Source organism: Chitinophaga rhizosphaerae (assembly GCF_003958645.1).
GTDB lineage: Bacteria > Bacteroidota > Bacteroidia > Chitinophagales > Chitinophagaceae > Chitinophaga > Chitinophaga rhizosphaerae.
The window spans coordinates 434,178-459,406 of sequence record NZ_RXLO01000004.1; the positions used below are offsets into that span (position 1 = coordinate 434,178).

At 55.7% G+C, this 25,229-nt stretch carries 23 protein-coding genes and 1 pseudogene; 3 read left to right on the forward strand and 21 right to left on the reverse strand.

Going from position 1 to position 25,229, the window contains the following annotated elements; all coding sequences use genetic code 11:
- The first annotated feature begins 119 nt into the window (after positions 1-119).
- A complete protein-coding gene (gene cobA, locus EJ361_RS12330; protein ID WP_126245920.1) occupies positions 120-914 on the forward strand; it encodes a uroporphyrinogen-III C-methyltransferase in 795 nt (264 codons plus the stop codon).
- Positions 889-1,593 carry a Crp/Fnr family transcriptional regulator gene (locus tag EJ361_RS12335; RefSeq protein ID WP_126245921.1) on the forward strand — a complete coding sequence of 235 codons (705 nt, stop codon included), beginning with the start codon at positions 889-891 and terminating at the stop codon, positions 1,591-1,593. Before cobA ends, EJ361_RS12335 begins: the two co-directional genes overlap by 26 nt.
- 59 nt (positions 1,594-1,652) lie before the next feature.
- Here the strand turns inward: EJ361_RS12335 and EJ361_RS12340 are convergent, their stop codons facing one another.
- From EJ361_RS12340 to EJ361_RS12440, 21 genes and pseudogenes are all read right to left on the reverse strand, one after another.
- On the reverse strand, positions 1,653-2,288 hold the full coding sequence (locus EJ361_RS12340) for a histidine kinase (protein ID WP_126245922.1): 636 nt from the start codon (positions 2,286-2,288) through the stop codon (positions 1,653-1,655).
- 128 nt (positions 2,289-2,416) lie between these two features.
- Positions 2,417-3,118, reverse strand: coding sequence for a tyrosine-protein phosphatase (locus tag EJ361_RS12345; protein ID WP_126245923.1), 702 nt, complete (start codon positions 3,116-3,118; stop codon positions 2,417-2,419).
- Positions 3,108-4,493, reverse strand: a complete 1,386-nt coding sequence (locus tag EJ361_RS12350) for an undecaprenyl-phosphate glucose phosphotransferase (protein ID WP_126245924.1) — start codon at positions 4,491-4,493, stop codon at positions 3,108-3,110. Before EJ361_RS12350 ends, EJ361_RS12345 begins: the two co-directional genes overlap by 11 nt.
- 2 nt (positions 4,494-4,495) lie before the next feature.
- Positions 4,496-5,731 carry a WcaI family glycosyltransferase gene (locus tag EJ361_RS12355; RefSeq protein WP_126245925.1) on the reverse strand — a complete coding sequence of 412 codons (1,236 nt, stop codon included), beginning with the start codon at positions 5,729-5,731 and terminating at the stop codon, positions 4,496-4,498.
- A 6-nt stretch (positions 5,732-5,737) separates the two neighbouring features.
- Complete coding sequence (locus EJ361_RS12360) at positions 5,738-6,313, reverse strand: WcaF family extracellular polysaccharide biosynthesis acetyltransferase (RefSeq protein WP_126245926.1); 576 nt, start codon at positions 6,311-6,313, stop codon at positions 5,738-5,740.
- Positions 6,291-7,196, reverse strand: a complete 906-nt coding sequence (locus EJ361_RS12365) for a glycosyltransferase family 2 protein (protein WP_126245927.1) — start codon at positions 7,194-7,196, stop codon at positions 6,291-6,293. Before EJ361_RS12365 ends, EJ361_RS12360 begins: the two co-directional genes overlap by 23 nt.
- Complete coding sequence (locus EJ361_RS12370; RefSeq protein WP_126245928.1) at positions 7,193-8,356, reverse strand: XrtY-associated glycosyltransferase XYAG1; 1,164 nt, start codon at positions 8,354-8,356, stop codon at positions 7,193-7,195. Before EJ361_RS12370 ends, EJ361_RS12365 begins: the two co-directional genes overlap by 4 nt.
- Before the next feature lie 8 nt (positions 8,357-8,364).
- Positions 8,365-9,150 carry a glycosyltransferase family 2 protein gene (locus EJ361_RS12375; protein ID WP_126245929.1) on the reverse strand — a complete coding sequence of 262 codons (786 nt, stop codon included), beginning with the start codon at positions 9,148-9,150 and terminating at the stop codon, positions 8,365-8,367.
- Between the two features lie 23 nt (positions 9,151-9,173).
- Positions 9,174-9,314: pseudogene (locus tag EJ361_RS26150) on the reverse strand (DapH/DapD/GlmU-related protein); the annotation flags it as partial.
- 436 nt (positions 9,315-9,750) lie between these two features.
- Positions 9,751-10,677, reverse strand: a complete 927-nt coding sequence (locus tag EJ361_RS12385; protein WP_126245930.1) for a polysaccharide pyruvyl transferase — start codon at positions 10,675-10,677, stop codon at positions 9,751-9,753.
- Between the two features lie 3 nt (positions 10,678-10,680).
- Positions 10,681-11,910 carry a hypothetical protein gene (locus EJ361_RS12390; protein ID WP_126245931.1) on the reverse strand — a complete coding sequence of 410 codons (1,230 nt, stop codon included), beginning with the start codon at positions 11,908-11,910 and terminating at the stop codon, positions 10,681-10,683.
- Complete coding sequence (locus tag EJ361_RS12395) at positions 11,900-13,039, reverse strand: glycosyltransferase family 4 protein (protein WP_126245932.1); 1,140 nt, start codon at positions 13,037-13,039, stop codon at positions 11,900-11,902. The genes EJ361_RS12390 and EJ361_RS12395 overlap by 11 nt, the downstream gene beginning before the upstream one ends.
- A complete protein-coding gene (locus tag EJ361_RS12400) occupies positions 13,039-14,595 on the reverse strand; it encodes an MATE family efflux transporter (RefSeq protein ID WP_126245933.1) in 1,557 nt (518 codons plus the stop codon). The genes EJ361_RS12395 and EJ361_RS12400 overlap by 1 nt, the downstream gene beginning before the upstream one ends.
- An 11-nt stretch (positions 14,596-14,606) precedes the next feature.
- Entirely contained in the window at positions 14,607-15,704 is a 1,098-nt protein-coding gene (gene gmd, locus EJ361_RS12405; protein ID WP_126245934.1) for a GDP-mannose 4,6-dehydratase, read from the reverse strand.
- Positions 15,701-17,035: a UDP-glucose dehydrogenase family protein gene (locus tag EJ361_RS12410; protein WP_126245935.1), complete on the reverse strand. Its 1,335-nt coding sequence runs from the start codon at positions 17,033-17,035 to the stop codon at positions 15,701-15,703. Before EJ361_RS12410 ends, gmd begins: the two co-directional genes overlap by 4 nt.
- A gap of 11 nt (positions 17,036-17,046) precedes the next feature.
- Entirely contained in the window at positions 17,047-18,000 is a 954-nt protein-coding gene (fcl, locus tag EJ361_RS12415) for a GDP-L-fucose synthase (RefSeq protein ID WP_126245936.1), read from the reverse strand.
- A gap of 13 nt (positions 18,001-18,013) precedes the next feature.
- Positions 18,014-19,054, reverse strand: coding sequence for a mannose-1-phosphate guanylyltransferase (locus EJ361_RS12420; protein WP_164714203.1), 1,041 nt, complete (start codon positions 19,052-19,054; stop codon positions 18,014-18,016).
- Entirely contained in the window at positions 19,047-19,658 is a 612-nt protein-coding gene (gene nusG / locus EJ361_RS12425) for a transcription termination/antitermination protein NusG (protein ID WP_126245938.1), read from the reverse strand. Before nusG ends, EJ361_RS12420 begins: the two co-directional genes overlap by 8 nt.
- A 63-nt stretch (positions 19,659-19,721) precedes the next feature.
- Positions 19,722-22,073, reverse strand: coding sequence for a GumC family protein (locus tag EJ361_RS12430; RefSeq protein WP_126245939.1), 2,352 nt, complete (start codon positions 22,071-22,073; stop codon positions 19,722-19,724).
- An 82-nt stretch (positions 22,074-22,155) separates the two neighbouring features.
- Positions 22,156-22,959: a polysaccharide biosynthesis/export family protein gene (locus EJ361_RS12435; RefSeq protein WP_126245940.1), complete on the reverse strand. Its 804-nt coding sequence runs from the start codon at positions 22,957-22,959 to the stop codon at positions 22,156-22,158.
- A 156-nt stretch (positions 22,960-23,115) separates the two neighbouring features.
- A complete protein-coding gene (locus EJ361_RS12440) occupies positions 23,116-23,748 on the reverse strand; it encodes a response regulator transcription factor (RefSeq protein WP_126245941.1) in 633 nt (210 codons plus the stop codon).
- A 375-nt stretch (positions 23,749-24,123) separates the two neighbouring features.
- On the opposite strand from EJ361_RS12440, the gene EJ361_RS12445 reads away from it, so the two are divergent.
- Positions 24,124-25,200 carry a sensor histidine kinase gene (locus EJ361_RS12445; RefSeq protein ID WP_126245942.1) on the forward strand — a complete coding sequence of 359 codons (1,077 nt, stop codon included), beginning with the start codon at positions 24,124-24,126 and terminating at the stop codon, positions 25,198-25,200.
- The last annotated feature ends 29 nt before the right edge of the window (positions 25,201-25,229 follow it).

A 25,229-nucleotide genomic window follows, 5' to 3' on the forward strand; every position in this document is an offset into this window, starting at 1 on the left:
ACTATCGAAATAATCAAATTAAACAATGATTCATATCATGAATTTACGCTTCGATCTATTATTTTTATAGCGATTCACTTAATTTATGTCAGATAAATATTTTTATAATTTGTTTTGCCATGGTACAACCGATGCTTAGTCTTGTGGGCGCCGGACCGGGGGATCCGGACCTCATCACCCTGAAAGCGATCAAAACCCTCCGCACCGCGGACGTCATATTATATGATGCGCTCGCCAGCGAAGCGCTCCTCCGCTACGCCCGCCCCGGCGCACTTTGCCGCTCCGTCGGCAAACGCGCCGGCCGCCACGCCGTTCCCCAGGAAGAAATCAACCGCCTCATCGTTCATTACGCGCTGTCGCACGGCCATGTGGTCCGCCTCAAAGGCGGCGACCCCTTCCTTTTCGGGCGGGCCGAAGAAGAAATACGCGCCGCCCGCGAAGCGGGCATTCCCGTCTCCACCGTTCCAGGCATCACCAGCGCCGTAGCGGCCCCGGCTTCACAAGGCATTCCGCTCACGGCCCGCGGCCTCCACGAATCCTGCTGGATCACCACCGGCACCACCCGCAGCGGGCACATCTCGGCAGACATCGCCCTGGCCGCACGATCTTCCGCCACCGTTGTGGTGCTCATGGGCATGGGCCACCTCCGCGAAATCATGGACATCTTTTCCGCCAACGGCAAATCCGCCACCCCGGTTGCCATCATCCAGTCGGCCACCACGGTCGAAGAACGCTGCATCACCGGCTGCGTCCACGATATCGCCGACGCCGCAGCGGAAGCAGGGATGGGAAGCCCGGCGGTCATCATCATCGGCGAAACCGTTCATCTGCACCCGACTTTATGGAGAGAATATGTTAATTTGACCCCCCAGATCAACGAGCCGCCACATGAAAACCGCCAAACAAGCCTGTAACATGGACACCTGCCTGCTGTGCAAACTTTGCCTGCCGGCCTGGAAGCCTGCCGTAGCCACCCACAGAAAGAATTTCACCCTCAAAAAAGGCGAAATGCTCTTTTCCGAAGGCGATCCGGTGAACGGTATCTATTTCATTAATGAAGGAGGGATGAAAGTGCACAAGCAATGGGGCCGCGAGAAAGAATTGATCGTCCGCTTCGCGGGAGCAGGCGATATCGTAGGGCACCGCGGCATCGGGACAGACCTCGTCTACCCCGTTTCCGCCACCGCGCTGGAAACTTCCACCGTCTGCTATTTCGACCTGGATTTCTTCCAAAGCACGCTGCAGGTCAACACGCCGCTATTATATGAACTGATGATGTTCTACGCCCGCGAACTGCAGGAATCTGAAAAACGCATGCGCAACCTGGCACATATGCCCGTGAAAGGGCGCATCGCCGCCGCACTTCTACATCTCGAGAAAAAATTCGGTACGGAAAACGGGCACATCGATTTCCCCCTCACCCGGCAAGACATCGCCTCTTATACCGGCACCACGTACGAAACGGCCTGGCGCATGCTGCAGGAACTGGCGAAAGAAGGGATGATTTCGCTGGAAGTCAAACGCTACGCCGTGCTGGACCAGGAGGCGGTGCGGACCTACATCCTCTCGCAGGAAGCAGGTGAAATTCCCTGAAAAAGGAAAGGCACTCCTTCCCGGAGCGCCTCTCGCTATACTCAAACTAACCAGACAGATTAAACCGGTACTTTCACCGCCAGCGTGCCTTCCGCTTCATTCAGCTCGAAAGTGCCACCCTGCAATTCGGCGAGGTACCCGATGAGCCGGCACATCCGCTGGTCCAGCGCCGGGCGGCCAGGCGCGGGCAATGTGCCCGTCAGCTCGAAATATTCGCCGTTCACCGAAAACCTCAGTTCCGGCGTTGCGCCCGGGGCCGCGTTGCGGTTCAGGCACCAGGCCACGTTCAGCACCGTTTGGCGAAGCAACTGCTCGTCTGCGAACGCGATCTCCCGATCGTCGTTCATATCGAAGGCAACGCGCGTCGGGAAAATATGCGCATACCGCTCATCTTCCACCAACTGCTCCAGCATAGGTACAATATTAAAATGACTGCGATGGATGACCTGCGACGCGTTCAGCATGTCCTGTATCACTTTTACGTTCTGCAGCTGAAATTCCAGCTCCATGACCTGCAACTTGATGGAGCCCGCCTGCCGGCTGATGCGCCCGCCGGAGTCAGGCTTGGCGGCATACATTTCAATCAGCTCCACACTGCTCAAAATAGCCGACAGCATACTCCGCAGCTCATGAAACACATCGTTGATTAACCATTTATCGGCCGGGAGGTCGCGTATTCCGGTGGAAGATTTCATTGTTAGCCCCTTGGTTTTTGTAGTCAGTTTCAAAATAAAGATACCTGCGGCAGCAGCGGTTTTTATGCCCTACTTGATACAAATTAATGTTTTTCCTGAAAAGAAAAACGATATCTGCGCGTTAAAGATTATAACAAAGCATTTCTTAAATTGTTGACAGCCAACATTTTCTCTAACACTTTCCGGAAATTGAACTGCGTGAGCGCCTGCAAATGGCGCTGATGATGCAAATCCGTTCCCGCGAAATCGAGCAATCCTTCTTCCGCCAGTTGCAAGGCCGCCGCCTGCACCCGGCTTCCGTAATAACCGGTAAACGACAGCAAGTTGGCCTGCAGCCGCACGCCGGTGGCATGTACTTCGCGATACACATCGAAATCCTTGTGCAGGTAATGGTAACGCTCCGGATGGGCGAGCACGGGCTCGTATCCGGCCATTTTCATATTGAAGAACGTATTCCGGAAGCCGGCCGGCAAGCCCACCCACGAAAACTCTACCAGCACGAGGTTCCCGCCGATCGTCATCAGCGGCTCGCGGTCTTCGAGGAGCGATTCGAAATAATCGTCCATCAGGTATTCCGCACCGGCGTCCATTTCCACAGGAATGCCGGCTTTATGCACCGCTTCCCGCACTTCGTCCAGCTTCGGGTTGATCGTGTCTGCCCCGTTATTGTACACCCCGCACATGATGTGGGGCGTAGTCGTAAGATGGGTGTAGCCCAGTTCCGATAGCTGCCGGATGAACGCCAGGGCGGTTTCAAGGTCTTGCACGCCATCGTCCAGCCCGGGCAGCAAATGGGAGTGGATATCGTGCTTCAATACGTCAAAATGCATTCTTTTCTCCTTTCAATGTGTTTGCCACGGTTAAAAATATGATGCGGAGGTCCAGGTAAACAGACCAGTTTTCCATGTACCAAATATCATGCTCCACACGCTTGCGCAGGTGCACATCTTCCGTGATCTCGCCCCGGTAACCGTTCACCTGCGCCCACCCGGTGATGCCGGGCTTCAGGAAGTGGCGGACCATATACTGTTTGATGATCGAGGAATATTCTTCGGTATGCTTCAGCATGTGCGGGCGCGGCCCCACCACCGACATATCGCCCAGCAGCACGTTGAAGAACTGCGGCATTTCGTCGAGGTTCGTTTTCCGGAGGATGCGGCCGATGCGGGTAAACCGCTTGTCGTTGCGCGTGGCCTGCTTCGAGTTGGCATCGTTGTTCACGTACATGCTGCGCATTTTGAGGCATCGGAACGTTTTATTATTACGCCCAGTGCGGTGCTGCACAAAAAATACCGGTCCTTTCGACTCCAGCCTGATCAGCAGCGCCAGCAAGGGAATGAGCCAACTGAGCAGGAACAGGCAGACCAGCGAACTGAAGACCAGGTCGAAAATGCGCTTGCGAATGCGGTTGGCGATATCGTCCAGCGGTTCGGAACGCAGGCTGATGATGGGGATGTTGTTGAAATAGTCGACATGGATCTGCCGGTTCACGAACATCTTAAAATCCGGGACGAACCGGAAATGGATGAAATGCTGTTCCGCCTCGTACGCCAGCGTGTAGAGATACGGGAACTGTTCGGGGGAAAGCGTGGAATAAATTTCGCGGATATTGTTTTCCCGCGCGTAGGGCACGCAATCCTGCAGGTTCCCGATCACCGGGAAGAACGACAGTTCCTGCACCTTGCTGTATTCTTCGAAATACCCTTCGAAACGGAGATTGCTTTTTTCGGCCAGCAGGTTGTTCGCCAGTTTTTTCGACATTTCGTTATAGCCGAGGATCACCATTTTCCGCTCGATCCCTTTCCTGCGGCGGATATGATTCGTTATCCAGTAAAACAGCAGCCGGTCCAGCACCACCGTGGCGATGAAGAGCGAGCAATACATCAATACGAAAAACCGGCTGTAAAGATGTTGATACAGGAACAGGAACCCCAGCAGGATGAGCAAATACATCAACACCGATTTCGCCGTCTTCCGCGCCATTTTCTCATACGACAGCGTACTGCTCATGGAATGCAGTCCCGAAGTATACAGGGCAATTACCCAGGCGATGTTCGACACCAGCAGGAAAGCGTCTGCCCCCTGGTGCGTTTGCAGGTCGTATTGCCGCAATCCCATCCCGGCAAGGAAGAAGAGCCCGTTGAGGCAAATGAAATCCAGGACGAAAATCTGGATGAGGAATATTTTCAGATACCGGTTCAGCATGACTAATTTTTTAAAACATTGGCTTCAAATCGGCCCATTACTTTATCGATGGACAAATACTCCACGGCGTACGACCTGGCGTTGCCGCGCATGCCGGCATGGTCTTCCGACACGGCCTTCCGGATCCCGGCATTGAGGGCTTCCTGGTTTTCGGCCGGCACGATGATCCCCAGCTGGTAATGCTGCACCACGTCGTACAAACTCGATCCGGGATTGGCCGTTACGAGCGACAGTCCGCCTACGGCCAGGATGGCGGTGAGTTTGGAGGGCATCACGAGATCGGACGCGCCGGATTTCTGGATTACGAGGTGCAGATCGGCCATATTGAGAAAACGGTTGAACTGTTCGAACGGCTGGAGCGGTAAAAAGTGAACGCGCTTCAACCCCATGGAGAGGGCTTTCCCGTGCAGCTTTTCCCGGTACGGGCCGGAGCCGCAGATGACGAACTGCACATCTTCCCTGTCTTCCAGCGAAGCGGCGGCGTGCAAAATGGATTCCAGGCCCTGTTTTTCGCCGATCGCGCCGGAATACAGCACCACTTTATCATCCGGCCGAAAACCGAATGCTTCCTTCAGCGCCATTCTCCCGGGCAAAGGATGAAATTTGTCCACATCCGCCCAATTGGGGAACAGTTCGATTCGCCGGTCCAGCTTGCCGCTGATCTGCCGGATCATGCCGTCGGAAATGCTGGACACGCAGTCCGATTCCCGGAGGATGAACTTTTCGAGTTTCAGCATGGCGTTGATCATTTTGCCGCTGCGGATCATATTGAGATCGCGGGCGGCGTCGATCTGCAAATCCTGGATATGGTACAGCGCCTCCGCGCCGCGGAATTTTTTATACAGCAGCGCCAGCAATCCCAGGTGGAACGAGGGCACTACGCTCATGACGTAATCGTATTTCTTCGCCGGCAGGATGCGCAACAGCTGTGCAAAGGCGGCCATGGCAAAGGTGACGTCCATCATCATGCGCTTTTTGCCGCTGGGGTTTGCCGGCACGTACTGCGGACAGCGGTACACGGTCAGTTTTCCGTTGTGAGAAGTTTCCCTGCGGAACCACCGGGCTTTCCGGGCGTAGGGTTCCTGCACTTTCCATTGCGGATAATACGGATAGGTGGTGATCACGGTGCATTCATACCCGTTGTTCACCAGCCAGCCGATCATCTCGCCGTTGAATTTCCCGATGCCGGTGGGCTCGGGCGCATAATTTCCTCCTATGAGCAACAATCTTTTGGGCATGTCTTTCTATTTTTTCATCACACGATCGCGGACGTACTGCGCCGGGTTCCCCGCATGGATCTCCCAGGGCGCTATGCTGCGGGAGGCCACGGAATTCACGGTAAGGATGGCGTGACTGCCGAGCCTGACGCCCGGGCAAACCACCGATCTTGCGCCCACCCAGGCGCCGTCTTCCAGGTCGATGCGGCCGAGGCGGTACGGGAAATCATGTGCAGTGTAGTCGTGATTGCCCGTCAACAGCAGGGCGCCCTGCGAAATGCAGACGTTGCTGCCGATGGCCACGTTTTCCAGGTTATCGATCCACACATCCTCACCGATCCATACATGATCGCCGATGGCCAGCCGCCAGGGGTTCTTGATCCGCACTTTCGTCTTGATCACCAGCCCGCGCCCCACTTTTGCGCCGAACATCCGCAGCAGCTTTGCCTTGAAGCCGTACGGCCAGGGGAGCGCGCTGTAGAAGATCCAGTAGTTCACGAAATACCAGGTCAGCACTTTCCATTTAGGGCCGGCTACATAATCACCGGTCCGGAACTTCGACAGGTCTGACTTTACGGCTTCAGATCGCGATGTTGTAATCATTTTTCAAAATTTCTTTCAGTTTGGCCGCACTGGTGTCTCCCGCCAGCTTGGCTTCGAATTCCTTCACATTCACATCTACCAGCAACCGGTACCAGTATCCCTGCATGAAATGGAATATAAACCCGCGATACCCGTCGAGGAACCCGAGCCGCACGAAATAACGGTAGCAGAAATACAGGAGCGCACGGCCGCCCGGCGGAATGGCGGCATAAACCCTTTCCTTCAAAAACCGCTTCCGGCGGGCCTGTCCGTTGGTAGACCCCAACAGCCGCTGGTCCATATCCATGAATCGGTATTTGATATTGAGGAGGTCGATCATTTCCTTGACGGCGTAATTATTATGCTTGTTCACCCACCAGTGGATGGAATTGAGGTTATGGTCGACCATGTGTTCCTTCAGCATGTGGGTTTCGCCGCTGTTGACGACGATGTGCTCGTCCATCCACCGCTGTTCCACGCTGGCCTGGCCGTTTCGCCAGACGCGCAGCAGCACGTGGGGATAAAACCCGCCGTAGCGGATCCATTTGTCTTTGAACAGGACTTTCCGGCGGATGTACAGCCCGGTGATGTTTTGCGGCATGGTATCCAGCCGCTCGCGGATTTCGCTGACGAGCGCGGGCTCGAGGTATTCGTCTGCATCCAGGCGCATCACCCAGTCGGCTTTGATGCCGCAATTGTCCATGCCCCACTGGCATTGTTCGGCGTGGTTGGTCCATTTCCGCTGTACCACTTTGGCGCCAAAGCGTTCCGCGATGGCAAGGGTATCGTCTGTGGAATAGGAATCCACGATATGGATCTCCGACGCCAGCGGCCGTATATTTTCAAGACAGCGCGCCAGGTGAAGCGACTCGTTATAGGTCAATATGATAACGGCGAGGTTCATACGGCTGCACGTTTTAAGGGAAGGCTGCCTACGTTGCGGTACATTTCCGCATAGTCGGCGGCCAGTTTTTCTTCATTGAAATCTGTCCGGATGATGGGCATGGCTTCGCGGCGGATGCGCTGGCGCTCGTTTCCTGCGCGGTACGCCTCCGTAAGCCGGGCGCGCACATCGTTGATAGCCAGGGTGGTTACCCAGCCCAGGTGCTTCTCTTTCACATAGCGGCTCAGGCCCACGTGTTCGCTCACCAGTACCGGCGTCCCTACAGCCAGCGACTCGATCACCACTACCGCGAAATTTTCGTTGTGGGACGTCAGCGCGAAAAGGTCCACGTCCGCCAGGAATTCAAACTTCGCTTCCCCTTTCTTCCATCCCGCCCATTCCACTTTATCTTCCAACTTTTCTTCCGTGATCAGGGAACGCAGATCCGCTTCATAAGCCGCATCTCCCGCCCCCGCGATCTTCAGCCGGAACGGGAATTCCACGCCGGCCAGCGCACGGATGAGGATATCGAGGCCCTTTTTCGGGTCCACGCGCGACAGGAACCCGATGGTAAACTCCCGGTTTTCGGGCTGCGGAGCCGCTAACCCGGGCATGAACGGCAGGTCCACGATGTTGTGGATGAGGCCGCCGCGCCAGTTGGTATTGATTTTCAGGCAGTCGTTCCATTCCACGTCAGACGTCACGTGCAGAAACGTGCGCGAAAGCAGGTGTTTGCCGACGGCGTGATGGAGCAGTTTCTTCTTGAACTGGTTTTTACTTTGGAAAACGTAATCGCACAGCATGCCGCGGGGGCTCAGCACGGGTTTGATGCCTTTGATCGCGCAGATGGCGGAAACCCCCATGATGAGGAAGTTCCACCAGGAATGGATGTGCACCGCATCGTATTCCTTCACCGTGTGCCACACCGCTTTCCAGAGCGCGGGCGAAACATGCGTATGGTCTTTGGTGATGCGGCGGAAGAATTGCACGCGCACCCCGTCCATCATCACGGGCCGGTCGAGCGGCATATCCAGTTCATCGGGCCCGTTGGCGGTGGTGGTATAGACGGTCACCGTGTGCCCGATCTGCACGAGGCTTTCGGCCAGCCGTGCCACGGAAACGATGGGCCCGCCATAGATATAAGCGGGTTTGTAACTTGGAACGATAAACAGTATGTTCATGTCGTTTTTCAGAATTTCGTGCCTTTGTAGGTCATTTTTTTATAGATGCCGCGGGCGTTCACCACTTTGGTGATCATTTCATAGAAATATTTCCGCAGTTTGTCATGTTTCAGGGGGAGGGCGCTGGCCATCCGCTGGTGTTCCGCGATCATTTTGTCTGTCACCGATACGGAAAAGGAATCCCCATGCATGCGGTACTCGCCGAGCGGCGCGGGGATGTAGCCTTTCCGGGTGGTAGGGTCGAGGCAAAGGGTGAGGAGGAACTTGGAGTCGGCGGAATACTTCATGGATTTGTCGAACCCGCCCACTTTCCGGTATGCGTCTCTCGTCCAGAATGCGCTTTGCTGTGCGAACGGTACACGGCGGAGGTAGCTGATGGCTTTCCAGCCGAGATTGATGCCTTTGTAAGCGTACGCGATATCGCCCGTTTCGGAGATGAAATTGTGGTCGCCGAAAACGAGGTCGTAGTTCCCGTGCTCGAATTTGCGCACTACTTTCTCCAGGGCGTACGGCAGCAGGCGGTCGTCCGAATTGATATAGCAGAGATATTTTCCCGAAGCCGCTTCCATGCCTTTCCGGAGCGCGTCGTACATGCCTTCGTCTTTTTCGGAGATGAGGACGTCTACCGTTTGCGGATGTTCCGCCACGAGCTGCAGCGTGCGGTCGGTCGACGCGCCATCTACCACCACCAGCTCAAACCCGCGCCAGGTTTGGCGGAGCAGGCTATCGAGCGTGTCTGTGATATACTTCTCGCCGTTGTAGACGGGAACGATGACGGATATGAGTTTTTCCATTACTTTCTGAATTTTTTGATGACGGCCGGGTTCCCGGCCACGATGGCATATTCGGGCACGTCTTTCGTTACCACCGATCCCGCACCGATGATACTGTGCGACCCGATCGTGATGCCGGGCAGAATGATGACGCGGGTGCCGATCCATACATCATCGCCGATCACTACCGGCTTGCGCTGTGTGGCGCCCTGCTCGCGCATCGGTATGTCCGTCCGCTCGAAATTGTGGCTCCCCGAAAGGATGACCACTTCCGGCCCGAACATGACATCGTTGCCGATGACCGTATCGTTCCCGATCCATCCACCCGTATTCAATCCCGAAAAATCCCCGATCTGCACGTTGACGCCGCTGCCGAAACGGGTGTTCCTGCCCACCTTGATGTTTTTCCCCGCTTTCAGGAAAATCCTTGAAGCGAGCCAGGTGCGGAACGACAGGCAAAGCCCGCCGATGGGCCGCGGCGGATCGGGCAGCCACACGGCCACGCTGTAATAGAGGTACAGCAGGATGCTTTTTTTGATCGAAATGTTGGACCGGCGGAGGAAATACAGCGGGTTATCGCGGTACATCTTCACCTTGCCCGTCCGCGCGTCGGTCTTTTCTTCAAATAATTGTTCTGTCGCCATGATGAACGGTATTTAGTTCCGCTTTGAGGGCGGCGATTTCTTCAAAAAACCGGTTATTGATATCGTTGATGGCACTATCGGCCGACAGGCTGAAATTCCGGATGTTCGCCAGCTGCCGCACCAGGTCCTGGCGCACGGCGCTTTTCACGAGGAATTCCGTGTTGAGGACGTTCCCCGAGATCTTCTTCAGCCAGCCATGCAGGAAAGATTTGCGGTACAGCTTGATGTGAGCAGTATCCGTGCCGGTTTGCCCGATGGAAAACAGCCAGTCCATCCATTTGAATTCCGACACCCCGCTGCCTTCGGTAAACGGCGTGCTGAGCACGAACCGGCTCCAGGGCACGCGGAGGATATCGGCGATGATGGCGCCGTGCATCGCTTCGGCGATCACCACTTCCGACGCGGCGATCTCCTCCAGGGTGTGGACGATCCCGTTTTCGGCGGAAGGGGAAATGAAATGGTACCCCAGTTCCGCGCATATCTTCTCCCAATCGAAGAACGGCAGTGACCGGAAGTACGGGATCACGCTGACTTTGTATTTTTTAGGGGTAGACGCGATGCGTTCGAAATCGGCCGAAAGCCCCAGTGCATACGCCGCATCGGCGATAAACGGGTGCTCGTTGCCGAAGTAATGGGCAGACAATGGCCCCCGCAAAAACCGGACGTCCCAATCATCGCCAAAGGCGAAAGACCGGTACCCCGGCCTTACGCCCGTCCCGAACACGATCTTGCGGCGTCCGGAAAGGTTGCGGAAAAGCGGGGAATCGTAGGCCAGGATAGACCCGATGCCCACGAAGGCGTGGGGCGACGAGGGGTTGTGCGGACCGAAGAACTGCGGCCACAGCCAGGCGTTGAGATCGTCGCCGAAATTGCCCTTTGCGTCTTTGTAATAAATATATTCCATCAACTAACTGGTATAAAGGAGTTCAGAAAAATCCGGTTCTTCCGCATATATGAAATCGTAATACGCGCTCATGATAATGGCCCCGGTGGCCGGTACGCTGAATCGCAGGTGCTGGAACGGTGAGAACGCGAACGTCCATATCAGGCCGATCGTCATCAGTACGATCACCGGGTACAGCGCCAGCGATTGCCCGTTCCTGACCAGGTAGAATCCCATCTTCATCAAAAAGAAAAAGACGAGCAATACCGATAAAAACCCGCCGATCCCGCAGTTGATCCACGCGCCCATGAGTATCGAGTGGCTGGGAATGAGCTGTTCTTTCGAATAGGCTTTTTCGACATTGAAATCCTCGTCATGGAACATGAGAAGGATCTGGTAATATTTGAGGGTATGGTCTTTCGCCCAGGAACCATGTCCGAACACCGGTGCGTCGGCGATGGCGGTAGCGGCGGCGAAGGTTTCGCCACGGCCGGTCATCAACAGCTCGAACGGGTTGTACGGGTTCTCCAGCCGCCCGATCTGCGCGCGGGCATGGTCGCCCCCGAATTCGCCGGCTTTGACCGCGTCTACGTAAAACATGTACGTGACCTGGAATATTATCAGCCCGACGATCGCGAAAACCGTGATCTTGGCTTTGGTAAGTTTCAGCCCCGAATTGAAGAAGTAAATGATGATGGCCGACAGGAAAAAGACCACCGCCGTGGAGCGCGAATCGAACGAAACACAGGTGATCGAATACCCGAACAGTACGCCCATCACCGCTTTTATGTTCCCACGGCGATAGAAATAGGCGCTGAGCAGGTACACGGCGGAAGACAGGATGGGCACCATTTTGAACTTGAAGTAACTCATGTCCGACGTCACGATATCGTCTGTATAGAAGATATTCTTCACCATGATCATGAACAGATAGATCATGATGCCTTCGTAACTGTTGAACAGTTTGAACAGTACCAGGAAAGACAGCATGGACATGATGATGGAAGCCCATCCGCGGAAGTAGTTCTGCGAAGTGGTGCCTACCACCATATCGGTAAGGATCTGGAAGAAAAGCAATAGCGCCAGCGAAAGGATGATCTTCCGCAGGTACGGATACCTGGAGAAATCGTCTTTTTTGATGGCGGTGGGCGCCAGGCCGAGGAGCAGGATCTCGCTCAACCGCATGGAACCCACGAGGTTGACGTTGACCGTGCTGAGCAAGGCGTAGAGCGCTATTTTGATTTTATTGTACATGTTGAGCGAAATGAATGGCTTCGGCCAGGCGCTGCCGGTTCACGGCGGCGCTGTATTCCTTCATAAAATCTGCCCGCAGGGCGTCTCCGCGCTGGGGCGACCCTTCGAACCGCAACAGGGCCGTCCTGAAATCGGCGGCGGAATCGGCCACGATGAAATGATGGCTGAGCACGCCTTCCACCCCGCGCGACGTGGCAATGACGGGAGTATGGAGCGCCATGGCCTCGAGGCACTTCAGCCGTGTGCCGCTGCCGTGCAGGAGCGGGATCACGACCCCTTCGGCGCTGGCGATGTATTGCTTCACATCGTCTACCCGGCCGAGGGCCACGATATTTTGCCAGTCCGTGCTGCCGGTGATTTTCTGCAAAGCCTCCCGAGAGCCGCGGCCCACGAGTTGCAGCCGGAACTTTTCTGCCAGGGCCGGGTTCCAGACTTCCTGTACGAACCAGCGGAGCCCTTCGAAATTCTGGTACACGGTAAAATTGGCCGTCATGACGAGGAGGCGCTGTTGCCGGGGGGCTTTCAGGGCATATTCGGCTTCGTCGAGGAAATTGGGGACGAGGAACAATTTGTCCGGATCGATGAAGCGGCGGTGATAGTCGAGGTCGTGATGGCTCACCACCAACACCGCATCGGCTTTCGCGAAGTAGGAGCGTTCGTGCCACTGTTCCAGCGTCACCAGCTGCATCTTCCTGAATTTCTGGATGAGGCTGCGGGCGGGCAGCTGGCGGGAGATTTCCGGTTGTGCATTGTGCGTGCCGAGTACCACCCGGATGCCGCGCCGGCGGAAAAACCCGATGTAATGGCCCACGTAACCGTAGTCCAGCACGGCCGTGTCGATGTCATGCTCCCGGCAGATTTTCCCGAACAAATCCATTACCGCGGGCGACTTCGTGAAGTAGTGGCTGCCGGTGAGCCTTTCCGTTACGGCGAGCGGCTTCTTCGGATGGATATGGTAAGCGACGTTGGGAAGTGCGTATTTCGACAGATCGGCCTCCTCCTCGTTGCGGATCACGGCATGGACCGTGTGCCCGAGGTCGGAGAGGGCCTTCAGGAGATAATAACTCCGCAGCTTCTCGCCTCCGTTGTACGGAAAAGTTGAAATGTTGGTAAAGAAAATAATGTTCATCACGCAGCTTTTTTAATCACGGCGAGCCGCGGATGTATCCGCGTCAGCGCCTTCGTCAACACATCCCGGATCTTGCCGGTTTCATAGGCCGAAAGGCCCAGCCAGTGCAGGGTACAAGCCAGTCCGGCCGTGCTTGCCGCACCCGTGGCGATCAGCCGCGCCCATCCTTCGTCCATCATCCGGCAGGGCAACAAAGCGATGCAGAACGCCAGCAGCACGCTGCCCGCGGCCCGCAATACCACGCCGCCCAGGAACGTCTTCACGGGCAATCCGATCAGTTTTTCGGCTGCCTTCACCCGGTATGCGCACGTCACGATCTCGATCCCCAATGCGGAGGCCAGCACCGACCATGCAGGCAATCCCATCCGCAGCAGCAGATACGCCACCGGGAGGTTGAGCATCAGCAGGGAACTGACGGCCACCTGGTATTTCCTGATTTTGCCCACGCTCTGCACGCCTACCTGTATGCCGACGGATAATTGATTGACCATCGTGCACAACAGGATCAGCCGGCAAAAAACGATGGTGTACGCCGGCACTTCCTTCAGCCACAAACCCAGCACGAAGGGTGTTTCCAGCAGCAGCGGGATGGCGAAGAACGCCAGCAGCGCGAAGGAGAACTTGCTCGCGATCATGGCCAGTTTCAACATCCGTTCCCGGTTGCCCTGGCCTTCGCTTTTCATGATCTGCGGGTTGAGGGCCTGCATGAGCGTCACGGAAAAGAAGCTCAGCTGGGCGTTCACCTGGTTGGCGATCCCGTAGGCCGCGTTCACGATCGTCCCGAAAAAGACGTTCAGGACCATGGCGATGCCCTGGTTCCTCGTTACCACACTCACCGCGCCGAACATGTTCCACCCGCCGTAGGAAAACATTTCCTTCAGCAGGGCTTTGTCTTTATACCGCCCGATCTTAATACGGCTTTCCGGGTATTTCACCGAACAGTACACCCGTTTGAACAGCAGCAGCGCGATGGCCGTGGCCGCCGTGAGCCCTGAGAAAAGGATGAGCCGGTCTGCGGACGCGCGCTGCAACGCGAGCGCCACCACCAGTTTCAGCAATGCCTCCGCGATGCCCGTAAGCGCCACCAGCAACATGTTTTCCCGCGCGTTGATGGTGGCATCGTACGGCACGGAAATAATGGTAACGAACGCGCTGGCCACCATGAAATGATAAATGACCCTGGCGGCCGGTACCCGGTCGGGCGGGATGTTGAGCACATGCCCGAACAGGAAATACCCCGCCACTTCGAACAACAGCACCAACCCCAGCCCCAGCAGCAGGTGCAGGAGAATGCTGGCGTTAAATACCTTCTTCAGCCTTTCCATATCCCCGCCTCCCAAATTGTAGGACATATACCGCTGGGTGGAAAGCGTCATGGCCATATTGAGAAAAGACAACATGGCGATCACCCCCGCGATGAGATTGAAAATCCCGTAATCGAGGGCGCCGAGTGCGCTCAGCACAAGCCGGGTGGAGTACAGGGAGATGAAGATGGTCACCAGCATTTTCCCGTACAGCAAACCCGTGTTCATCACTACCCTGTTCGCTGCCTGCATGCCTGTTTAATTTATCCGATCAAATGCTCCAGATGCGCTACGTCTTTCTTCCGGAACAGCTCCACGTCGGCCGCCATCATTTCCTTCACGAGGGCCGGCAAATCGTATTGCGGCTCCCAGCCCAGTTTGGTCTTGGCTTTGGTGGGGTCGCCGATGAGGAGCTCCACTTCCGTCGGACGGAAATATTTCGGGTCTACCGCCACTACTTCCTTCCCGACCGGAAGAATAAATTCCTTGTTCCGGCAAGCCGTTACCACGGCCGTTTCGTTGACGCCGGTGCCGATGAAGGCCAGTTCGATGCCCACTTCGTTGAACGCCATGCGCACGAAATCGCGGACGGTCGTCGTAATGCCGGTAGCGATCACGAAATCTTCCGCCGTATCCTGCTGCAGGATGCGCCACATCGCTTCCACATAATCCTTGGCATGGCCCCAGTCGCGCTTGGCGTCGAGGTTACCGAGGAAGAGCTTGTCCTGCAGCCCCAGTACGATCGCAGCTGCGGCGCGGGTGATCTTTCTGGTGACGAAGGTTTCGCCGCGCAGTGGCGATTCGTGGTTGAAAAGAATGCCGTTGCAGGCGAACATCCCGTAGGCTTCGCGGTAGTTGACCGTGATCCAGTAGGCGTACATTTTTGCAACGGCATATGGAGAACGCGGGTAAAAAGGCGTGGTTTCGCGTTGCGGCACTTCCTGTACGAGGCCGTACAGTTCGGACGTGGAGGCCTGGTACACGCGGGTTTTCTGCTCCAGTTTGAGGATGCGCAGGGCTTCCAGGATGCGGAGCGTTCCGATGCCGTCGGCATTGGCGGTATATTCCGGTGTATCGAAGCTCACGCGCACATGGCTCATGGCCGCGAGGTTATAAATTTCGTCGGGCTGCGTTTCCTGGATGATGCGGATCAGGTTGGTAGAATCCGTCATATCGCCGTAATGCAGTTTGAAGCGAACGTTTTTTTCATGAGGGTCCTGGTACAGGTGATCGATCCTTTCTGTATTGATCAGCGATGCGCGGCGCTTGATGCCGTGCACCATATATCCTTTTTCCAGTAAAAGCTCGGCGAGGTATGCGCCGTCCTGGCCGTTAACGCCAGTAATCAATGCGACTTTCATATGGTTATCATTTTTTGAAGGGTGGGTTGAATGGTTCCGATGCCGTAATAGGTGATGCCGTTTTTATGCAGCTGCACGTCGTCATAAATATTTCTTCCGTCGAAGAGCACCCGCGCCGAGATCCGTTGCCAGTCGGGCAGGCGGAATTCGTTCCATTCCGTTACCAGCGCCACGGCATCGGCGCCTTCGGCGGCATGGTAGAGGTCGGAGCACCAGGTCACGTGGTCGCCGAGGATTTTGCGGGCTTCCACCATGGCCACGGGGTCGAATACCCGCACGCTCGCGCCGGCTTCCAGGAGGGAATCCACCAGTACCAGCGACGGGGCTTCGCGCATGTCGTCCGTGTTTGGTTTGAAGGAAAGGCCCCACAGGGCGATGGTCCTGTTTTTCAGTTGGCCGTCGAAGTGACGGAAAATCTTGTCGAACATGACTTTTTTCTGGTCGTTGTTCACGGCTTCCACGGCTTCGAGGATGCGGAGCCTGCGGTCGTATTCGAGGCCCGTGCGGATGAGGGCTTTCACGTCTTTCGGAAAGCACGATCCCCCGTACCCGATACCCGGATAAATAAACCGGGAACCGATGCGCGGGTCGCTGCCGATGCCTTTGCGCACCTTATTCACATCTGCGCCCACCAGCTCGCACAGCCCGGCGATGTCGTTCATGAACGATATCTTGGTAGCCAGCATGGCGTTGGCGGCGTATTTGGTCATTTCGGCGGAAGCCACGTCCATGAACAGGATCGGGTGGCCATTCAGCAGGAAAGGCGCGTACAGCGATTCGAGCACTTTGGCGGCGCGTTCGTTGTTCACGCCCACCACGATGCGGTCGGGCTTCATGAAATCGGCCACGGCGGCGCCTTCCTTGAGGAATTCAGGGTTGGATGCCACGTCGTAATCGATCTGAGCTTCCCGGGCCTGCAGGGCTTCCTTCACGGCGCGGTTCACTTTCACGGCAGTGCCCACCGGCACGGTGCTCTTCGTGACGATCACGAGGGGCGCGGTCATGTGGCCGCCGATCTCTTTCGCAACCTGGAGCACGTACCGCAGGTCTGCAGCGCCGTCTTCCCCGGGAGGCGTTCCCACGGCGATAAACGCCACGGATGCGCCGGGAATGCTGAATTCCAGGCTGGTGCTGAATTTCAGGCGGCCGTTCTTATGGTTGCGGACAACGATTTCTTCCAGTCCGGGTTCGTAAATGGGCAGGATTCCCTGTTCGAGCCGGCCGATCTTCGCCGCGTCTACGTCCACACACACCACTTCGGTGCCCACTTCGGCCAGGCATGCGCCTGTCACCAATCCTACGTATCCCGTTCCTACTACAACTACTTTCATGTCTTGCTATTTTATTGATGCATGGCATTCATATCCTGATACTGTTTCCGGAGAAAATCCCCGTACGCCTGCGCGATGCCGCTCCGGAGGTCCGTGCTGTGCCGCCAACCCAGGCTGTGCAGTTTGGACACGTCCATCAGTTTGCGGGGCGTACCGTCGGGCCTGGTGGTATCGAACACGATATCGCCTTCGAAGCAAACCACATCGCGGACGGTTTCCGCCAGTTTGCGGATGGTCAGGTCTTCACCCGCGCCGATGTTCACCAGTTCGCGGCCGTCGTATTTTTCCATGAGGAACACGCAGGCTTCGGCGAGGTCGTCGGCGTAGAGGAATTCGCGCTTCGGTGTTCCCGTTCCCCACACCGTTACCGTGGGCCGGCCCGCCTGTTTCGCTTCGTGGAACTTGCGGATGAGCGCAGGCAGCACGTGTGAATTCTCGGGATGGTAATTATCGCCGATGCCATACAGGTTGGTCGGCATGACGCTGATGAAATTGCAGCCATACTGATCCCGGTAAGCCTCGCACAGCTTGATCCCCGTGATCTTGGCGATGGCGTAAGGCTCGTTGGTGGCTTCCAGCGGACCGGTCAGCAGGCTGTCTTCCGCGATGGGCTGGGGCGCCAGGCGCGGATAGATGCACGAGCTGCCGAGGAACATCAGTTTCGATACGCGGTTTTCATACGCCGAATGGATCACATTCGCGGCGATCATCAGGTTGTCGTACAGAAACTCCGCGCGGTAGGTATTGTTGGCGTGGATGCCGCCTACCTTGGCCGCGGCGAGGAACACGTAATCGGGTTTCTCTGTTTCGAAAAAATCCTGCACCTGGTCTTGGCGGCGCAAATCCAGTTCGCCTGAGGTACGGGTAATGATGTTTCGGAAACCGTCTTTCTCGAGTTTCCTTTTGATGGCGCCGCCCACCATTCCCCGGTGGCCGGCTATGTAAATTTTAGCATTGAGTTCCATGGAGGATTGCGGGTTACAGCAGTTCCGGGCGGTTTTCGGCCACCCAGTTATGCAATTGTTTAATGACTTGTCCTTTTCCTTTTTGCATGATGAGCAGGGCGCCGGGGGTATCCACCACCACCATGTTGTCCACCCCCACCAAAGCCACCAGCTTGTTTTTCCCGATCACGGTACTGTTTTGCGGATCGCTTTCGATGAAAACGGCCTGGTCGTTGGAGTAGCGGAATTGCTCGGTAAGCGCCTGTGCAAGGGCTTCATAGCTGCCGACATCGCTCCATTCCATATCGCTGGGCACCACTTTCACACGGCTGCTTTTTTCCATGACGGCGTAATCGATACTGTCGGAAGGAATGTCGATCATGGCCTCGCGGGAAATGCTGCCGGTGCGCACCAGTTCCGCCGCCGCGCGCGATGCCGCGTGGTAAATGGCGGGCGAATGCTTTTGCAATTCATCGAGCATGACGGAAGCCCTGGCGCAGAAAATCCCGCTGTTCCAGAGGAAATCCCCGCTTTCGAGCATGGAAACGGCGGTGGCGGCGTCGGGCTTTTCCACGAAACGCAGCACTTCATTTCCTTTATGGTGTATATACCCGAAACCGGTTTCCGGGTAAGCGGGCTTCAATCCGAAAGTGACGATATGATCTTCCTCCGCCAGGCGTTTCGCTTCGTTCAGCGCCGCTTCGTACCGGTCGGGCGTGCCGATGAGGTGGTCGGAAGGGGTGATGAGCAAAATATCTGCGGGAGCCGACACGAACGCCGCGATGGCGATGGCCGCCGCGGTATTGCGCCCCACCGGTTCGGCGATGCACCGGAGCGACGCGCCTTCGTCGAGCAGTTGATTGGCGATAAGGTCTGCCTGCGCCGCACCTGCGATAGCCAGCACGCCTTTGCAGGCAGACCGGTTGCGGAGGTAAGTCAGCTGCAGGAGGCTCCTGTCGTCGAAAAGGGGGAGCAGCTGCTTGGGGGTCTGCCGGTTCGAAAGCGGCCAGAGCCGCGTTCCGGAGCCGCCGCACAGTATCACATGCTGCATGCCTGTATTGTCTGATTTATGCATAGATGTAATCGGCTTTGCGTACGTTATGATCATGAGCAGGCACGGCCGCCACCAGGGCGTACCCCAGGCTGGAGAGCACCGCTCTTGCCTTGTTCCTGCCCGATTCGGGCGTTCTGCCGCGGAAGTACAGCAGGTTGGCGGTTTTGGGCGGTTCCGCCTCCGCCGCGCGCATGGGTATTTTTTCCAGGGCGGCCGACCGATGCTCGCGCATGAACCGGCGGATCATCTCGATGTCGGTATCGTGGATCAATGCCGGTTTCCCCAGCCAATACACGAAGTTGACGATCCCCTCCGTTTCGCGGACGATGTCCAGCATACTTTCGGGGATGCGGACGAATACGTACGACGGGAACAGCGGTTCTTCCGACATCTTTCGCCGGTCGTTCCATTGTTTCTCGACAACGTTCATAGGGCAGTAAATTTCAAGGCGCCTGCGGGTCAACAGATCAGCAACCTTTTTTTCCATTTTTGCCTTGGTATACACGGCATACCAGGCATGCAATTCCTGTTTCATAGTGTAGCATTTTTCGGTGAACGGATCGCAATCGGTTTTCATAGTGTGGAATTTATAAAGGCGGGAAGAAGCAACAGCTTCGCTCCTCATTCACATGACGAGCCGGGTTTCCAATAAAGGCTATCGTGTATGCGGCCGGGCCGCTATGGTTTCCTATTTGAACATATTCTTCAGTTTCTTGCTGGCGCCATTCTTCTGATCTTCCACATATCCATATCCGTAACCGTACGTGTGGCTGGCCACCCCGCGCGGTTTCACGCCGTTGTACACCAGGCTGAGGCGCCCCATTTCACCGGTGCGGTACAGTTCGTCGATCTGTTTCAGGTATTGGCGGGGCGTTACCTGGTGGCGCAGCACGTACAGGCAGGCGTCGGCCAGCGGGGCGAGCAGCCGCGCGTCGGTCACCAGCCCCACAGGCGCGGAGTCGATGATGATGTAATCGAACCGTTCGCGCAGCTCGGTGATCAGTTCCTCCAGCCGGCCGTTCAGGATCAGCTCCGTCGGGTTCGGCGGGATCACGCCCGCCGGGATGAGGAACAGGTTTTCGTTATCCGGTATTTTGCGCACCAGGTCGTCTAGCTGCGCTTTGCCCACGAGGTAATTGGTGATCCCCGGTTCGCGGCTGACGCCCAGCATGCTGCTCAGCATGGGCTTGCGAAGGTCGAACTCCATCAGCACTACTTTCTTGCGCAGGAGCGACAGGCTGGAGGCCAGGTTCAGCGACACGAATGATTTACCTTCCCCGGAAATGGACGAGGTTACGAGCAGCGTTTTGTTATTGCCGTTGAGGCCGATGTAGGAGAGCGACGTCCGCAGGTTGCGGAATTGCTCTGCCACGAAGCTTCTGCGGCCGTCGGAGATCACGAGCGGTTCCTTGCTGTCGTCGTGCAGGAGCTCCGCCACGATGGGCGCCGAAGTTTCCTTCTCTATTTCCACGCGGGACGTGATCTCGCGTTTCAGCATGTCTTTCAGGGTGATCCAGATGGCCACCACCGCAATGCCCCCCAGCACTGCGATGGCGTAGACCATCATTTTGCGGGGACTCACCGGGATTCCGGCAGTTTCGGCCCCGTCCACGATCCGGCTGTCGGAAATAGCGGCGGCATAGGCCAGTGCCGTTTCTTCACGCTTCTGTAAAAGGAACGTGTAAATATTGTTCTTGATGGCCTGCTGGCGGCTTACTTCCAGCAAAGCCCTTTCCTTGCCGGGCACGCTGCGCAGCATGCTGGCGAAACGGTCGTTGGCGGAAAGGAGTTTCGCTTTGGCCGCTTCCAGGTTGGCGCGCTGGCTGTGGATGTTTTCCAGGATACCGGGCTTGAGCATGTCTGCCTGGCGGTTGAGGGCCATCAGCGAGGGACTGTTCGCACCGGTGGTCTTTTTCAGCTTTTCCTTTTCCAGTTCCGTTTCATATAATTTATTGACGAGCTCCAGCAGCACGGGATCGCTGAGGCCGAGCGTGGCCGGCACCATGTTCACGCCTTCCGTTTTACCCGACACATATTTTTCGATGGACTCGAGCACGGAGAGCTGCATATTGGCTTCGTTGAGCCTGGCGTCGTTTTCCTGCACGCTGCCGAGGAACATTTTGCTTTGTTCGCTGATGTCGACGATGCCTTCGTTCGTTTTGAACCGCGCCACTTCCTTTTCCACTTCACTCAGCTCACGCGTCACGATGCGGAGGCGTTCTTCCACGAAAGACATAGTGCTGGCGGCCATCCGGTTCTTATCCTTCACCGCGGCTTCGTTGTATACGCGGATGAGGTCGTTGACGATGGCTTCGCCGCGGGATGGCAACGCGTCCAGGTATTCCAGGTTGATGACCGTCGCCATTTTGGATACCGGTGTGATCTTCATTTTAGCGAGGATCTGCCGGGTGAGGCTGCGCTCACCGGTAAGTTTGAGGAAATACTGGCCTTCGGCGATGGGCGTTGCCACGTCGCGCATGCGGATCACCATCCGGCCCCAGGGCGTTCCGGCGGTATCGTTGATGGGATAAGGCTTGCTGTTCAGCAATACCATTTTCTTCTTATCGTCGTACCCCACGCTCACGAATTCCGGCGGACCGTCCCGGATCGCCCAGGGCTCCACGAAATGGAAGTTCACGGGCGACGATTCCCCATAAACCGAAACGTTCTTCAGCCGGCCTTTTACGTACAGTTCCCCGTACAGGTCGAGCTTCCGGATCACGTCGCGGATGAGGGTGCGGGAAGTGAGTATCTGGATTTCGTTTTCGATATTCTTTTTGGAACCGAACAGGTCGAGCGAGCTCATGATGTTCGATTCGTCGAGGTCTTTGGCTTCGTCCTTCACGAGGAGGGATGCGGAAATCTTATAGACCGGGGTGGCGTATCGCAGGTAGGCCCATGCCCCTCCTGCCGCGATGAGTGCGGCCAGCACGAACAGTGGCCAGTAGCTCAGGTAGCGGAACCTGAGCATGGCCAGCAGGTCTGCCGAAGACTCTTGCTGCGGCTCCACGCGTTTATGGGCATTCGTCTGCTGCTTCATGGTTTTTTCAATTCAATATGGTTATCAACTATGGTCTTTCAGCTTTGCGGCCATTCCGAACGGGTTTTCACGAACGGACGGTTTACTTGATCACGAGGCGGTCGAGGATGATGACGAGGAGGCTGAGGCTGGAGAGCACCACGGGCAGTATCTGCCGGGAGCGGTCGGCCTGGGCTATCTTCGACTTCGTCGGTTCCACGTAAACGATATCGTTGGGTTGTAAATAGTAGTAGGGCGATGAAAGGATGCTGGCGTCGTTGAGGTTGAGCCGTTTTACGGTGCGGCTGCCTTCCTTGTCGCGGATGAGCATGACGTTTTCGCGTTTGCCGTATACGGTAATGTCTCCCGCCATGCCGAGGGCCTCCATGATGGAGATTTTCTCGCTGGTGACGGTGATCACGGCGGGCTTGGCGACTTCGCCCAGCAGGGTAACGCGGAAATTGAGGAAGCGCACGCTCACAACGGGGTCTACCAGCAACTGCCGTTGTACGAAGCGGTTGCGGATCGTATCTGCCAGTGCGGTGGTGGTGATGCCTGCGGCGTGAATGGTGCCGAACACCGGGTATTGTATGTTCCCGGCGCCGTCTACGAGGAACCCTGCTCCCGGCGCTGCGCCGGATGCGGCCGTGGCGCCGCTGTTGGAGGCGTTGGGCACGTTGTAAAGCATGGCTTCCTGCGGGTTCAGGCTGCTGACGGTGATCTGCAGGATGTCGTTCTGCTGGATCGCCGGTTCAAAATTTCCGGCGATGCGCTGCACCGCCGTATCGCTGTTCACATTATTGAAATACGTTGCGTTCTTGGTGCTCGCGCAGGATGCAAACAGCGCACAAGCCGCTGCCAGCAAGGTGTTCAATAAAGCATTCCGGTTCTTCGACTTTCGGGTCATATAGCACGTTTGATATGGTCTGGGTTCACTGCTAAAGCACAGTTACAATATTAGAGCATACTACGCGCCATAAATATTACTACATAGAGTATAAAACCGGGGATCAGCAGAAAACGTACTACTCATAACAGTAAGCTGCCTTTCCGCACAGATATTTCAGAAAAGATTATTTGACCAGATTTTGGAAATCAGCTCCGATTTCGAAGCTACGTTCAGCTTGGAATATATTTTTTTAAGATGCTGGTTGACGGTGTGTACGGTCACGTATAGCCGCTCCGCCATCTCTTTATAGGAGTGCCCGTCTTTCAGCAGGCCCAGCAATTCGTACTCCCGTTTGGTGAGCCGGTCGCGGATGCTTTCGAGCGGATCTTTGGATATGTGGGCGATGAGCAGGTGAGCGGCTTTGGGCGAAAGGGTGCCGCCTTGCGTAACGGCGTCGAGGATGGAATGATAGATTTCCATGAGCCGGCTGGTCTTGATGATATACCCGCTGGCGCCGTGCATGATAGACTCTATCACGTACTGCTGGCCGTCGTGCCCCGACAGCACGATGATCTTCGCGTCCGGGTAATGCTGTTTCAATTCCTCCATTCCTTCGATCCCCGAATCTCCCGGAAGGGAAATATCGAGCAGGATCGCTTTCACATCAGGGTCCTTGTAAGGCAACGCCCTGAACTCTTCCATCGAACGACAGGCGAAAACAACCTTGCACTCCTGGAAATCTTCTAAGAACTCTTTATAATTATTGAGTTGAAAATGGTTGTCTTCAATGATACCAATAGTTATCATATTACGGTTAACGTTGATATGGTTTTCGCAATAAAGATGCTGTTCGCACCTCGAACAATTAAATAGGATAGTGTTCTATCAAAGATAAGTCCAATTTTTAAAAATTTATCAGCAGATGTATTAATTTATTGATAGCTATTCAAAACGGAATGGGAATTGCTGTACTATTATTTCAAGTAACAAATTAACAATAATCATATTCGATTAAAACGTATATAAGCTTTGCGACAATACATAGCATGAAATATGCAAATTTTGCGCGGATTATGAGATGTAAATTGCCTATCTTTTCCGAGTGAAACCCGGCCGGAAATTTCCGGAAAAAGAAACTGAAGAACCGAATCGACGAAGAACCATATCGACAGAACTCAAGACATGAAGCCTAACCAATCCATCAGGGTAAGCCATATGCTGCGCGGCATTGAAGACCCTGTATTGATCATCAGCACAGACAAACAGGTCGTACTCAATGCCAACGGAAAGGCTATCGAAGTATTAGCCAATGGCAAAACCTCACAGCTCAGGGGCCTTCCCCTCCAGCTCGCCTATGGCGGCGAGCGGCAGGATGCATTTCCGAAACCTTTACCCCCGGCGTTTATGCTGCCGGTTTCACAAAACGGTGAAATCTCGCTGATCGACTTTCGCGTCAGCCCGTTAAAAATCGAAGGCAAGAAATACTGGCTGGCCATCGGCCGGAAAGTGGAACAGGCCGAAGAACTGCAAAAAAAATTGCAGGATCTCGAACAGGAAAAATCCTTGCAGCAGATGAAAGTTCAGTTCATGTCCATGACTTCTCACGAATTCAGAACTCCCCTCACGGCCATCTCTTCGGCGATGGACCTCCTCGAGGCGCGCCTGCAGCTCGATGGACAACTGTCTTCCTTCCACCGCCTGCAACTCCGGAAAATGGCGGACGAAATCTTCCAGCTCAACGCCATGCTCGACGAAGTGCTGACCCTCAGCAAGATCGCGGGCAATAACTGGGAGGCGGATCTAAAACCGGTTTTGCCCGAACAGATCATTGAAACACTACGCTATCAATACTTCTCGCAACGAAAAGACGACCGCTCGCTGCTGATCTCCATAGACGGCGAGCCCCGGCCCATCCTGGCAGATAAGGACCAGCTGGCAAAAGTCTTCACCAACCTCATCAGCAATGCCTTTAAATATTCCACCCAAAAGAATCCATCTGTAAAACTGCAGTACAAGAAGAAAAAACTGGTCATCACTTTCCGCGATCACGGTATCGGGATCCCGGAAAGCGACCTTCCGTACCTGTTCACCTCGTTTTTCCGCGGCAGCAATGTAGACGGGATCGAGGGCACGGGCCTCGGTCTTTCAATTGTCAAAACTTTTGTGGAATCCAATCACGGCACGATTTCAGTTAGTAGCGGGGTGAACGAAGGGACCACCTTTACTTTGGTGTTCCAGGAGTTCGCCGATGCCATCTAAATCGATTTTGTGCCAGGTACAAAGCTGAA